This window comes from Verrucomicrobiota bacterium JB022, from assembly GCA_030673845.1.
GTDB lineage: Bacteria > Verrucomicrobiota > Verrucomicrobiia > Opitutales > Oceanipulchritudinaceae > WOUP01.
Map to the genome: position 1 here is coordinate 288,000 of JAUTCQ010000003.1, position 13,745 is coordinate 301,744.

Here is a 13,745-nt window from a genome sequence, read left to right on the forward strand (position 1 = left end):
GGTTGGGGCGAGGCAGACTAACAAGTCAGCTTACCCCTACGACCAGCAACTCAACACCTCGGCCCTGTTCATGAGCGTGAACGTCAGCCGCTCGGTGGACTGAGGATACGGCTTAACGTTTTTCAGCATATTTCCGGCGGGCTCAAAAGGGTCCGCCTTGTTTTTTACAAATCCAACGCATAAATACCCAGGGTGGTAAGCCTTATTTGGGGCGGGCGGGCGCCGATTTAAGGTGTTGATGAAACTTTTCGCTTCGCTTTCCTTTTTTGCGTTTGCTGCCGCGCTGGCTGCCAACCCTGCCTCGCAGGACTTGCCCCTGAGCAAGGAAGCTCAGTCTCACCTGACCCCCGATGAGGTGCTGGCCGATCTGCTGGTCGGCAATGCGCACTTCATGGAAAACCACCTGACGCCGCGCGACCTGCCGGCACGCCGTCACGCCTGCGTCAACGGCCAGTATCCCAAGGCCTACATCCTTTCCTGCATCGACTCGCGAGTGCCCGCCGAGCAGGTGTTCGACCAAGCCCTCGGCGACGTGTTCGTGGGCCGTGTGGCCGGTAATGTCGAAGGCGTCGACCAACTCGGCTCGATGGAATACGCCGCGGTGGTGGCTGGCGTGCGCGTCATCCTCGTGCTCGGCCATGAATCGTGCGGCGCCGTCAAGGGCGCGATCGACCACGTGCAAATGGGCAACCTGACCGCTCTGTTGCACGAGATCGAGCCGGCGGTGGAAAGCGTCAAAGCCCACCATGGCGACCACGCGCATGCCGACTCCCACAACCATGCCTTCGTTGATGAAGTGGTGGCCGAGAACGTGAAGCGCACCGTGGCCGACATCCGCCAGCGCAGCGAAGCCCTCGCGCAGCTCGAGCACGATGGGCGCCTCCGCATCATCGGCGCCGTCTACAGCCTCGAGACCGGCAAGGTGACGCTGGTGCAGTAAGTTACTTCTTTTGAGAGATAAGGATTAATCAGGGTTCATAAGGGGTGAGAGGGGGCTACGGCCCCCTCTTTCTTTTTGGCGCGAGCTGGAGAGCCCAAGAGCAAGAAAAAGCTGGCCTCTGGCGGTGGGGCGCATTTGCTGACGCCATGACCTTTCGTGAACGCCTCGCCGTCGCCTGGGAACGCAGCCAATCCCTCCTCTGCGTGGGGCTCGATCCCTTGCCCGCCAAGTTCCCGGCCGCCATCCAGCAGGCCGACCGCCCGATCCTCGAGTTCAACCGGGCGATCATCGACGCCACGGCTCCCTATGCGTGCTCCTACAAGCCGCAATTCGCTCACTACGCGGCGGCAGATGCCCTCGACGACCTGCGCGACACCATCGCCTACATCGCCGAGCGCTACCCCGACAAGGTGGTGATTCTCGACAGCAAGCGTGGCGACATTGGCAGCACGGCCGAGCGCTATGCCCTCGAAGCCTTCAAGGTCTACGGGGCCGATGCGGTGACGGTGAACCCTTACCTCGGCGGCGACTCCCTCGAGCCCTTCCTCGCCTACCAGGACCGCGGCGTCATCGTGCTCTGCAAGACCTCCAACCCCGGTAGCGGCGATTTCCAGAACCTCGACATCGGAGACGGCAAGAAGCTCTACGAGCGTGTGGCCGAGCTGGCGGCGCAGGAGTGGAACGGCCACGACAATGTGGGCCTCGTCGTCGGCGCAACCTACCCGGGAGAGCTCGCCAGCGTGCGTGAGATTGCCCCAACGCTGCCCCTGCTCGTGCCCGGCATCGGTGCCCAAGGCGGCGACCTTGAGGCCGTGCTCAAGGCCGGCTCCACCCCCGAAGGCGGCCTGCTGATCAACAGCTCGCGCGGCATCCTCTACGCCAGCAATGGCAGCGATTTTGCCGATGCCGCCGCGCAGGAAGCTCGCAACCTCTTTGAGCAGATCCGCACGATCCGCTCCAGCCGCTAACCCACGAACGACCAAGACGATGACTTTCGATGTCGGCTGGAACCGCCGCGACGATGAAACCGGCAAGCGCGTGCACCTCACCTTCAAGCTGGTGCGCGAAGACGCCTCCTGGATCATCCACCGCACCCGCCACGAGCCCCGTGAGCCTTACAAGCCCGACGAGCGCGACTGGGAAGACCTCTTCGAGCTGCTCGACCGCCACCTGCCGCGCGGCAAAGTGACGCATACCGATTACGCGATCGTGAAAAAGCTGCACGACCGCTGGCAGCAAGGGCTCAAGTAGTCACTGCCCGTCCAATTTTCACAGAAAAGGCGCGACCGGTAGATCCAGTCGCGCCTTTTCGCGTAAAGAGGGTAGGGCAGCCTAACTGGCGTTCATTGCTGTCGCCGCCAGGTTGAAGATCGGGAGGAACATGGCCATCACGATAGCACCGATCACCACCCCAAGGAAGCACGTCAGCAACGGCTCCATCAGGCGAGTCAGCGACTCCACCTTGACCTGCACTTCTTCGTCATAAAAGTCGGCCACCTTGTTCATCATGCCGTCGACATTACCCGTCTGCTCGCCGGCGCGCGCCATGTGCTTCACCACCGGCGGGAAGTAGCTCTCCTCCGCAATGATCTCGGAGAGCTGGCCGCCCTGCGAAATCTGACGGTTGATCTTCACGCACGCGTCTTCGATATACGTGTTGTTCGAGGCCCGCGAGACGATCTCGATCGCGCGCAAGATCGGCACGCCCGCCCGCAGCAGGATCGCATACGTGCGTGTAAAGCGGGAGACCGAGACTTCCCGCATCAGAGCCCCGGCAATCGGCATCCGCCGCACCACCTGATCGCGCACGCGGCGCCCCTTGGGCGTGGCCACGTATTTCTTGATCGCAAAGGCGACCACCGCACCCGCAACGATGATGTGGATGATGTAGCTCTTGATGAACATCGACAGGTCGAAGAGCATCTGCGTCGGTGCCGGCAGGTCGGAGCCGAAGCTCACAAACATGTCTTTGAACACCGGGATCACGAACACCATCAGCACCGCGATCAGGCCGATGGCGATCGCCATGACTGAGATCGGGTAGGTCATCGCGCCCTTCACGTGACGCATCAGCTTCACCGTGTCTTCGAAATAGACCGATACGCGGTGCATCAGCGAGCCCAGGCCGCCCGACGCTTCACCCGCCTCCACCATCGAGACGAAGAGGTTGGGGAATGCCTTGGGGTACTTCGCGCACGCCTCGCTAAAGGCCGTGCCGCTCGCCACATCCACCTTCACATTGCGGATGACGATGCGGAACACCGGGTCGTCGGTCTGGTCCTGGAGAGCCTCCAGCGCCTGCACCAGCGGCAGGCCCGCTTCCAGCATGGCCGAAAGCTGCTGGGTAAACGTCGTCAGCTTTGCGAGGGCGATCTTCTTGGTCTTCGCCTTCTTCTCGTAGACGCGCTGTTTTGCCAGCCGTTGGTTCTCGAAAAATGAATTGCTTTTGCGCACGGTCGACGCCGAAGCCGTCGCCGTTGCAGTGCCAGTGATCATTGCCATGACGTCAGTTTCACAGGATAAGGTAGCGCAGTCCTAACAGGTCGACCGTAGAGGCCGTGCTGGAGGTTGGAAAGCATTTACTGCCTTCTTAAGCGTCACTTCCGCCCCTTGGTTAAGCCCCAGCCTCAAAAACACTGACTGGCCGAAGGTTTGGATTGACGCTCCGCGCTCCTTTCTCCAATCTCACTCGTTTCCGACCTTTTCCGTCGGTCGGGGATAACATCTAAGCGGGTGTAGTACAACGGCTAGTATACGAGCCTTCCAAGCTTGGGATGCGGGTTCGATTCCCGCCACCCGCACCAGTATTTTAGCGACTCTTGCTGAGGATTTGCCAAAATGGATTGGCAAATTTGGCAAATCGATGGCGAGAAACAAATTTAAGATCAGCCGCTTCACCAACCCCAGCGGCGAAGAGGTCTGGCGCTTGTCCGGCACCTTAAATGGCGACCGCATTCGCCGCAACTACTCGACGCGAGCTCAAGCTGTGGCCGAGCGTCAGCGACTCGAGATCCGGGCGCTCAATGAAGTATCCGATGGCCAGAGTGTCTGGACGACCCTTACCCATGACCAGAATCGCGATGCCATTGCGGCCGTAAACATCCTCAAGAAGGCGGGCTCAGCGAAGAGTCTCACCTTTGCGGTAAACTACCTTCTCGAGCATTACAAGGAGGCCAGTGAGCAAAAGCAGGTGCCGGAGGCAGTCGCTGAATACCTGGATGAGCGTTGGCGCGAAAAAGAGCGCGGTATCATTAGCGGCAGACAAGAGCGCGCGATTCGGATCGAGTTGGAGAAGTTTCGCCAGCTCTTTGGTGAGCGAATCATCGGTGAAGTCAGGGCGGAGGAGCTGAAGGCCTATCTCGACAGTCCTCTGGGGCGTTCGGTGGCGGTTCCTTCTCTCAAGACCTGGAACAACCGGCGCGGCTACTTGAGCACCTTCTTCAAGTTTTGCCTGTCGAAAAAATATCTAGCTGAAGATCCCGTCAAGGACGTGCCACAGTTCAAAATCAAAAAGGCTCGGGGCACGGCGGAAACTCTGAGGGCGGTGCAAGCCCGCGAGCTGATGCACTGGCTGGAAGAGTATCGAGGCTTTCAGCGAAAGAATGGCAGCTGGCAGGGGGAACCCGGATACATGGTCCCGTACTACGCGTTGACGTTGTTTGCGGGAATTCGCCCGGACTGGAAGGATGGTGAGATCGGAAAGCTCCTGCCTCGGCATGTCCGTCTGGACACGGAGGTAATCCTGATCGAGCCCTCGGTATCCAAAGTGAATGAAAAGCGGGTGGTTAAAATCCAGCCCAACTTGCGCGCCTGGTTGGAGGCATACCCGCTTGATCGCTATCCTATTTTACCACCTCGTTGCTTCAAATACCTGTTGGAAGGCGTTCGTAAGGAATGGCGCTTGGCTGCTGATGTGATGCGCCACACCTACATTTCGATGACAGTTGGGGCATTTCGATCCGTGGGTGACGCTGCTTTGCAGGCAGGGAATTCAGAAGACGTAATCCGCAAACATTATCTGGACCTGAAAAGCGTTCAAGAGGCGGACGACTTCTGGCAGATCATGCCCAAAGGTGTTTCTGCCCCCCAATGGCGAAAAGAAGAGGGCAGATATGTCAGAAAAGGTTCGTGATCCTCACTGGTCCTCGGAAAACATACGTCCGCAGGCGTATTCAAGGGCAGTATGAAGACATTCGCTGAAACTACGGTAGACTCTCCCAAGCTTGTGGACGCAGAAGGGCTGCTGGAGGCTCTGTTCGATCCGGCCTGCCGACCTTCGATTCGCTGGCTGCGCCAGATGCAGGCCCAGCGAACGATTCCCTACATCAAGATCGGCCACCTTGTCCGCTTCGATGTGGATCAAGTCAGGGCAGCACTCCACAAGACATGCACTGTCAACCCTCGCTACTAGCGAGGGTTTTTTGTGTCCGCGAGGTGTGGGAGGGAATCGAACGCGACTGCGCTAATCATCTATTTTCATGAGAATTCATTAGCCTTTAGCTGACAACACATTGCAAGCCTGAAAAACGGAGGCCATACGCATGGAAATGCAGCTTTTTGCAATAAAATCGGCAAATATTTGGCAAATCGAAAGCTAATCTTACTCTCAAAGACGATTAACAAAACAGCCTTGCGGATTGTGGTGTGGAGGGAATGGGTCCACTACGCGCTGCCGTGGCGTGTTTAGGCGGTGTTGACGAATTATTTCAAATATAGGAATGCGGCAGAATTGTTTGAGGCGGTTGAAGAATCGCTCGATGCGGTTGCGCTGCGCGCACTTTCGCTTGGTTCGGATCTTTCCGCAGGCTACTCGTGCGCCATGAGCACAACCTCAATATCTACTAGGCCTTCTTCATGATCGCCTGCATTATGCTAACGATGCCTAGGATGAAGTTTTGAAGCCGCTTCTAATAAAAGCCCCTTTTCTGGGGCGGCGGCCTTGGTAAGCTGTGGGTATGCGCGGTAATGTTTCTAGAGAGTTGGATGCGGTGGCGTTGATCAACCTGGAACCGTTGATTCCGGCGAAGCATCCGATCCGTCGGGTCAAGCAGCTGGTCGACTCTGTGTTGGTGGATCTGGAGGAGGAGGTTGAGCAGATGTATGCGGAGCTGGGGAGCCCGCCAATTACGTCAGCGGCTTCAACGGGTTTTTCTGGGCCCCCGAAGTCATCCAGATGAACGGCCAGTACTACCTCTTCTACTCCTGCGCGGGCAATGGGGCACCGGCCGCCATCGGACTGGCCACCGCATCCAACCTGGCCGGACCATGGACGGATCGTGGCCTCATCGTAGCCGGCAACAACGCCATCGACCCTGCTATCCTGCGCGATGGCAACAGCCTCTACATGACCTACGGTAACTGGCAGACCGGCATCGACCTGATCCAGCTCAGCACCACGACCCGGCCTACGCTCGGGCAACAGCCATTGGGACCTTATGCCCGGTCAGGTCGAAGCCCCCTACCTGATCAAGAATGGTAGCTACTACTACCTCTTCTTCCAATGCGGGCTCTGCTGCAACGGCGTCAACAGCAGCTACTACACCGTGGTGGCGCGCTCGACCAGCGTCACCGGCACGTATGTCGACAAAAACGGCGTGAGCGTCTCCAACGGCGGGGGCAGCGTCTTCCTGCCCAACCAGGACGGCCGCTATTTCGGCCCCGGCCACGTGGGTATCGGCGAAGGCAAGCTGACTTACTACTACTACAATGGCAATGACAACGGCAACGCCAAGCTGCGGGTCACCACGCTCAGCTGGATCAACGGCTGGCCCGTGGCCGACGACGTCACCATCCCCCAGCAGACGGTTTCGCCCGGCACCTACAGCCTGCAAAACCGCGTCAACGGCAAGATGCTCAACAACTACGGCTCCACGGCGGATGGCGCGATCATCTCGCAGTACACCGACAACACGAGCGTCAACCAGCGCTGGGTCGTCACCTACAGCGGCGGCTATTGCAAGCTGCAGTGCGTCACCGGTGGCAAGTTCCTCGACACCCTCGGCAATAGCAGCGACGGCTCCGCCGTGGGCCGATGGGCGGCGGCTACTATAAGCTTGTCAACCGCACGACCGGCAAATGCCTTGATACCGAAGGCTCCACGAGCAACGGAGCCGAGATGAAGCAATACTTCAGCAACACCAGCCCCAACCAGCAATGGCGCTTCGTCGCCCCCTGAGCTGACGTTCACATTCACGCTGAAGCCCCCACGCACCTCCCAGGCCCCGCCCGGCGTGCTTTTTGTGCCTTCGCGCCGTGAGGGAGGAGTGGCTTTGGGGCTGGTTGGGCTCTCGGCGGCTTGCTACTCCATTGTGTCCAGCTGTTCCTTGAGCCCCGGGTTTTGCTCGAAGATATTTTCCAGCAATTCCCAGAGCTCTCCAAGCTTGCCCGATTTGTCGGGCAAAAACTGCTTTGCTACCCAGTAGGCGTAGCTTATCCAAAAACCCAGCACGTGTGGCTGGTGCTCTGAGAAGTTTTCAAAAGCCTTTAATGCACACCCGGCTGCGGATTGCGCATCGCCATCTTCTCGTGCTGAGGGATCGTTTGCTTTCTGAGCGAACAACACCGTCAGTTGTGCGAGGGTATCGCCGAGCTCACGGAGCCTGCCGGCGCGCTGGTGAGCTTCGAGAGCTTGCTGGTAGGCCTGCAGCGCTTCGGGCCACTGGCGCTGCTCCTGATGCACCCTCCCGATCTGGTAATAGGTCTCGCCGAGTTCACGGAGCCTGCCGGCGCGTTGGTCGGCTTCGAGAGCTCGCTGGTAGGCCTGCAGCGCTTCAGGCCATTGGTGCTGCTGCCGATGCACCCTCCCGATCTGGTAATAGGTCTCGCCGAGCTCACGGAGCCTGCCGGCGCGTTGGTCGGCTTCGAGAGCTTGCTGGAAGGCCTGCAGCGCCTCAGGCCATTGGTGCTGCTCCTGATGCACCCTCCCGATCTGGTAATAGGTCTCGCCGAGATCATGGAGCCTGCCGGCGAGTTGATTTGATTTAACTACATATTGGTAAGCTCGAATCGCTTCATTCCATAGGTGTTGCTGTTCATATATTATCCCGATCTTTTGGTAAATCTGGCCTTGTTTGTATTCAGAGTTTTTATCGCTCGAAACGATTGTTAATTGATTCTGATATGCTTGCAGTGCTTGGGGCCATTGACCTTGCTTATAGAGTGCTAATCCAATCTCGGCATAGATACTGCAAGTTTTTTCGATGTCGCCCACTCGCTTATAAGCCTTAATCGCATTTTGATATGCTTGGACCGCCTCGGGCCACTGTTCCTCATTCTCAAAGACCGCTCCCATTCGGTAGTATGTTAAACCCAGTAAGTGAAGCATGCCAGTACGTTCATTGAATTCGACGGAGCTTCGATATGCCTGTATCGCTTCTTTCCAGTGATGTTGTTTTTCGTGGACTAGGCCTATGTTATGATAGGCTGTGCCAGTATTTTTACACTGTCTATAGTTAAGGGATTTTTGGTACGATTCCAAAGCCTTTGGCCATTTTTCCTGATCACTATAAAGGTTTCCGATTGAGTTATAAATGGTTCCCATGCGGTCTTCCGGACTGTATTTGAGGGCAAGTTTGTATGCTATGAGTGCCCTTCTACATCGATGTTGTTCCGCATAAACCATGCCGATGTTATGGTATGTTCCGCATAGGAGTTTATAGTTTTTTGAGCTGCGTTTGAGCTGGATAGCTTTTTTGAATGCCTTAAGTGAATTCGCCCACTGCTGTTCTTCATAATGAATTACACCAATGTGGTCGTAGGTAATGGCAATATTGGTTGCCGTTTCGATGTGTGTAACAAGCTCTAGATGTTTTTTGTACGCCTGTAGCGCTTCTGCCCGTTTGCGCGCGCTTTTGTAAGCCACGGCTAATACCCACTGTGTATATGAAGCTTGTGCTGAAGTGAAACGATTGCAGATATTATTTACTTTCAGGGCCCTTTCGGTGAGATCCTGCGGGTCGATCCACCCATGCGCGTTCTGCACTATTGCCTCTTCGATGTAGGTGCACTCTCGATCCACGAATCGGTCGAGCAGTGTGCCTGGAGGCGAATTCCCCTGCAGGTATTTGCTTTGTAGCCATCCGTAAAAAAGGCCGTGGCAAATCGTGTAGTAGGTCTCTGGCCTTTCTGGAAGCGTATAGTCGGACTCGCTTTCTACAATCCCAAGGCGTGCCATTTTCGCCAATGCGGTGAAGGCTGCCTCCACGTCTGGGATCGCGTCAAGGAGCGGCTGCTTATCGTCGGTGAAGCAACTCGCGACCAGCACCGCCGCAGGCATGCGGATGAAGGGGGCGAAGGCGAAAAGGGGCAGCAGGGCCTTGCAGTCGGTAGGGTAGTAGTCGGCCTGGATGTCGAAGAGGTTGTACAGTCTGGACTCCTCGCCTGGCGCGCCGAGCTGGCTGAAATCGTAGTGTTGGGCTCTCTCATGGAGCCGCTTAAGGGTCAGTGCGGGCAGTTCGCTTTGGCCGATGGTATTGCCGAGCGTGGCCAGAGCCAGAGGGTAGCCGTTGACCTTTTCAGCCAATTCGCGCAGGAGAGTCAGATGCTCGTCATCCAGGCCGCTACGGTCTTGCAGGATGGCTACGGCGTCGTCGAGCCCGAGTTTTTCTAAGTCGATGCGGGCGTGAGGAAAGTTTTGGGGTCGCTTCCGGTCGGGAGGCCGAACCCCGAAGACGAGGGTGGTCCGGCTGAGGCGTCCGACGATAGTCGCCAGGTTTTCGAATACTTCGGCGCTGTCGAGGATAACGAGGCGGCCCGGTCGGTCGACCTCTTGCCAGAAGGCCGGGCTGAAGGCCTTCGCTTCCTCGTCATACCAGACGGATTTTTCTGTAGGGCGGAAATACGCCTTGAAGAGGGCTTCAGCCAATGCCACCCCGGGCGAGTCCAGTGGGATTTCGCGTATGGCGCGTTCCTCGAAGTGCTCCTCGTCCGCCTTGATGATGGGACGGAATTCGTGATAGAAGAGGCCATTGGGAAAGAGCGTGGCGAACTCCGGGTGCTGGCTGAGTTCAAAGACAGCGGAAGCGATGAGGTGTGATTTACCGATGCCGCCCGGGCCTTCCACCAGCACGCAGTTCCGGCGCTCCAGAAATGGTTCTTTGGCCAGATCCAGGATCGCGTCCTGTAGCTCGCACCGTTTCGCTTCCCGCCCGAAAATCGTGTTCGAGGTCAAAATCGGAAGCTCGCGGAAATCCTGGAAGGTGAGGATCCGCCCCTCAGACTTGTAAGCGTCCTTGATCTTCTGCAGCGCCTCTTGAAGCTCATCGCTGAGGATGCGGCGGAATCTCTCCGGCAGAGCGTCGATTCGCTCGGTGAGACGTGCGAACTCTTCCGGTCGCGCTTCCTGCTCGCGCTTCAAGGCCTTGTAGAGTTCTACGGCTGGGGCAGAAGGGCTGTTTTTCTGCGGCTCGAGAGCTTTCCAGTCGAGTTCACCGGCTTCGGCCCGGCGGATCAGGATGGCGGTACGACCGGCGTCCCCCGCCATAAACAACCGGGTGATCTCGTCCTCATCCTTGAGCGCGCGCAGTTCTTGCAGGAATTCGCCAAGGGTTTGCTCCTGTTGGGCCTGCTCTTGCTGCGCTGCCGCGCGTTCCTTAAATTTTGCGAGAAGGATCAAGGCTGCCCAAACGACGGCGGCTTGCGGTGCGATGCTCGCCACCACCGTCGACCCCAAGGCGCTAGCCAACCACGTTTGCAATTGACTGGGGAGCAGGCTTTGCAGAAAAGCCAGCAAGCCTTCGCAGTCATCTGCGTTCGAATGCGTGCCGAGGATGTCTTCAAACCTGACCCGTTTCGCTACCTTCTTGCGCGCCATAAGCGCAATTGCATATGGACGGTGCCGTTTGTCAATGCTCCTGTCCTAGCTGCAAAGCATTTTTACCCTATCGACGAAAAGTAGCGGAGGTGAGGCTTGAACGCGCCTGCGCCGATCATCGATTTTCACGAGGATTCATTATAGCTGGCAACACGTTGCAAGCCATAGAAGCAGAGGTCATACGCATGGAAATGCAGCTTTTTGCAGCAAAATAGGCAAATATTTGGCAAATCGAAAGCTAATCCAGAGCTTGAAGATGATTAGCGAAACAGGCTTTGTGAGCTCTGGTGCGCAGGGAATCGAGCCTCTTGCCAGTTCCGTAAGCGTCTGGATTTGTAACTTGCGAATTCGCCCATGAGCCATGTCCACACATAGGTCCACAACGCGCTGGCGCGGTGTGTCCAGACCTGGCTCGGCTGGTCGAGAAGTGGACGGAGCTGCCGGAGGCGTATCGGCGGGCGATCTTGGTGTTGGCGGGGGTGATTGAGCATCCGCTTTTTGGTTTACACACGTAAAGATTGACGCTCAATAGCTGCGTTTGGCATTTTGCATGGCATGCCAATCCGTGGCGATGCGAGCCAACTTCTAATTGAGCGAGAAAGCTCGACGGAGATTCAGCTTGCCCGATACATCGGCCTCACTGGCACCTCGCTCAGCTGCTTGCTTGCGGGTGCAAGCGAATCTCGGCAGCGCCTTTGCGCCCTCCTACAGGATGAACAGCCGACGTTATTTGCCGTCACCATAGGTCAGGAGCTGACAAGCAAGAAGCCTTATACGGCATATCGCCCGAAGTCTCAGGAGCAGTTGCTTACCCAGTCAGCTGATCGGGCAACATCTGGTTGGATCGCGGAGAGAATGCACCGCTTCGGTCTGTTGTTTTCCCGCTTTTCTAAATCGCAGGCATGAGGAGAAAAGCGATGACCAAGAAGGACCTCAGTGAGCGGGATATTTGCTCCAAGTATATAACCCCTGCCATTCTGAGGGCCGGATGGAGCGCTTCCCAGTTTCGCGAGGAAGTGAACCTCACGGCGGGCCGCGTCATGGTCAGAGGCAATCTGGTCTCACGCATACAGAATCCAGACGTAACCGGAGGGCCAAAGCGCGCAGATTATGTGATATACGCGAGTCCGAACGTTCCGTTGGCTGTCATAGAAGCTAAGCGCAATATCTACGAAGTCAGCCACGGCATGCAGCAGGCGATGGCTTACGCGGAAATGCTTGATGTGCCTTTCGCTTTCAGTTCCAACGGTGACGGATTTCTACTTCACGATTTTACAGGACTTTTTGCTTCTACTGAGCTTGAGCTGAGTAACGAAGAGTTTCCTGGCTTCGAGTCGCTCTGGTCAAAGTATTGTCAGTGGAAGGGCATTGAAAATAAGCAACAAAAGACGCTATTCACCGTTCCTTATCATACCGACGGCTCCGGCAAGGAGCCACGCTACTACCAAAAGGTCGCGATCAATCGAGCAGTCGCTGAGATCGCCAAAGGACGCCAAAGGCTTCTGCTGGTAATGGCAACAGGAACCGGCAAGACGTACACCGCATTTCAAATCATCTGGCGTCTCTGGAAGGCAAAGCACAAGAAGCGCATCCTTTTTCTTGCTGACCGAAACATCCTGATCGATCAAACCATTCAGCAGGATTTCGCGCCTTTCGGAGAGGTGATGCACAAGATCACGAACCGGACCGTCAAGCGTAACTACGAGATATACCTGTGCCTTTATCAGGCGGTGACTGGGAGCGCTGAATGGAAGCAGATCTACCGCCAATTTCCTGAAGATTTTTTCGACCTTGTTGTGATCGACGAGTGTCACCGCGGCAGTGCCACTGAAGACTCTGCATGGCGGGAAGTCCTCGATTACTTCCAGAACGCCACCCATATAGGCCTGACGGCTACGCCTAAAGAGAAGACGGTGAAAGACAAAGAGAATCAGCGCATTCTCATCGAGGAACCTCAGTTCAACTACAAATATTTCGGCTCTCCCATTTATACCTACTCTTTGAAGCAAGGCATCGAAGACGGCTTCCTTGCTCCCTATCGTGTCATTCGGGTGGTGTCAGATGTCGATGCCCTTGGATATACTCCAGAGAAAGGGAAGGTCGATAAACATGGCCGACCTGTCGAGCAGCGCCTCTACAACACCAAAGATTTTGACCGGGAAATGATCCTTACCCAGCGCACGGAGTTTGTGGCGCAGCGTGTCTGGGAATTTCTGAAAAAGACAGACCCTTTGTCCAAAACGATCATCTTTTGTGATGATCAGCCTCACGCAGAGCGTATGCGGCAGGCTCTGGTCAACTTGATCCCAGAGGCTGTCGGCAACCGCCGCTACGTCGTCCGCATTACTGGAGACGACAAGGAGGGTAAAGCTCAGTTGTCCTACTTCATCGATAACGACGAGCCCTATCCAGTCATCGCCACGACTTCGAAGCTGCTCTCCACCGGTGTCGATGCCAAGACCTGCAAGTTGATCGTACTCGATCAAACCATTAAATCGTTAACGCAATTCAAGCAGATCCTCGGGCGGGGCACACGAATTCGGGAGGACTACGGCAAACTCTTCTTCACTGTCATGGACTTCAAGGGGGCTACGGCTCTATTTCAGGACCCGGAGTTTGATGGTGAACCGGTCGAAGTTTATCAGCCGGAGCCGGATGATCCTATTTTACCGCCAGAAGATTCTAAGCCAGGAAGCGGAGAGGAGCCACAACCGCCGCCCTTCGGAGCTGAAGGCGACCCTTCAGAGCCCGAACCGGTTCCCCATCCACCGGGACCTCCTGAGTCGCCAGAACGCCGAATTCGCTACACGATCGACGATGTGCCTGTCGATCTCGCCATCGAACGTTCTCAATACCTAGCACCCTGCTGAAAAAGTCCTTTTCCGGGGCAGCGGCATAGATAAGCTGTGGGTATGCGCGGTAAGGTGTCGAGACAGTTGGATGCGGTGGCGTTGATCAACCTGGAGTCGTTGATTCCGGCGAAGCATCCGATCC

The 13,745-nt window shown here is 56.6% G+C and carries 10 protein-coding genes, 1 tRNA gene and 1 pseudogene; 10 read left to right on the forward strand and 2 right to left on the reverse strand.

What is annotated here, in order from left to right; translation table 11 throughout:
- Positions 1–238 precede the first annotated feature (238 nt).
- From Q7P63_02945 to Q7P63_02955, 3 genes are all read left to right on the forward strand, one after another.
- On the forward strand, positions 239–940 hold the full coding sequence (locus Q7P63_02945; GenBank protein MDP0499035.1) for a carbonic anhydrase family protein: 702 nt from the start codon (positions 239–241) through the stop codon (positions 938–940).
- 146 nt (positions 941–1,086) lie between these two features.
- A complete protein-coding gene (gene pyrF / locus Q7P63_02950) occupies positions 1,087–1,908 on the forward strand; it encodes an orotidine-5'-phosphate decarboxylase (GenBank protein MDP0499036.1) in 822 nt (273 codons plus the stop codon).
- A gap of 19 nt (positions 1,909–1,927) precedes the next feature.
- Positions 1,928–2,191, forward strand: a complete 264-nt coding sequence (locus tag Q7P63_02955; protein ID MDP0499037.1) for a hypothetical protein — start codon at positions 1,928–1,930, stop codon at positions 2,189–2,191.
- A gap of 81 nt (positions 2,192–2,272) precedes the next feature.
- On the opposite strand, the gene Q7P63_02960 is transcribed toward Q7P63_02955, so the two are convergent.
- Positions 2,273–3,442 carry a type II secretion system F family protein gene (locus Q7P63_02960; GenBank protein MDP0499038.1) on the reverse strand — a complete coding sequence of 390 codons (1,170 nt, stop codon included), beginning with the start codon at positions 3,440–3,442 and terminating at the stop codon, positions 2,273–2,275.
- Between the two features lie 227 nt (positions 3,443–3,669).
- On the opposite strand from Q7P63_02960, the gene Q7P63_02965 reads away from it, so the two are divergent.
- The 5 genes and pseudogenes from Q7P63_02965 to Q7P63_02985 all read left to right on the forward strand — a co-directional run bounded on the left by Q7P63_02965 (position 3,670) and on the right by Q7P63_02985 (position 7,059).
- Positions 3,670–3,744, forward strand: a tRNA-Gly gene (locus tag Q7P63_02965).
- Positions 3,745–3,770: 26 nt separating this feature from the next.
- Positions 3,771–5,072: a site-specific integrase gene (locus tag Q7P63_02970; GenBank protein ID MDP0499039.1), complete on the forward strand. Its 1,302-nt coding sequence runs from the start codon at positions 3,771–3,773 to the stop codon at positions 5,070–5,072.
- A 51-nt stretch (positions 5,073–5,123) separates the two neighbouring features.
- A complete protein-coding gene (locus tag Q7P63_02975; GenBank protein ID MDP0499040.1) occupies positions 5,124–5,351 on the forward strand; it encodes a hypothetical protein in 228 nt (75 codons plus the stop codon).
- Positions 5,352–6,083: 732 nt separating this feature from the next.
- Positions 6,084–6,419 (forward strand): annotated as a pseudogene (locus Q7P63_02980) (family 43 glycosylhydrolase).
- Complete coding sequence (locus Q7P63_02985) at positions 6,376–7,059, forward strand: RICIN domain-containing protein (protein MDP0499041.1); 684 nt, start codon at positions 6,376–6,378, stop codon at positions 7,057–7,059. The pseudogene Q7P63_02980 and the gene Q7P63_02985 overlap by 44 nt, the downstream one beginning before the upstream one ends.
- A 179-nt stretch (positions 7,060–7,238) precedes the next feature.
- On the opposite strand, the gene Q7P63_02990 is transcribed toward Q7P63_02985, so the two are convergent.
- Positions 7,239–10,751: a tetratricopeptide repeat protein gene (locus tag Q7P63_02990; protein MDP0499042.1), complete on the reverse strand. Its 3,513-nt coding sequence runs from the start codon at positions 10,749–10,751 to the stop codon at positions 7,239–7,241.
- A 555-nt stretch (positions 10,752–11,306) separates the two neighbouring features.
- Between Q7P63_02990 and Q7P63_02995 the strand changes: the two genes are divergently transcribed.
- Together Q7P63_02995 and Q7P63_03000 are read left to right on the forward strand one after the other, a co-directional pair.
- A complete protein-coding gene (locus tag Q7P63_02995; GenBank protein ID MDP0499043.1) occupies positions 11,307–11,657 on the forward strand; it encodes a hypothetical protein in 351 nt (116 codons plus the stop codon).
- Positions 11,658–11,668: 11 nt separating this feature from the next.
- Complete coding sequence (locus Q7P63_03000) at positions 11,669–13,621, forward strand: DEAD/DEAH box helicase family protein (GenBank protein MDP0499044.1); 1,953 nt, start codon at positions 11,669–11,671, stop codon at positions 13,619–13,621.
- Positions 13,622–13,745: the final 124 nt, after the last annotated feature.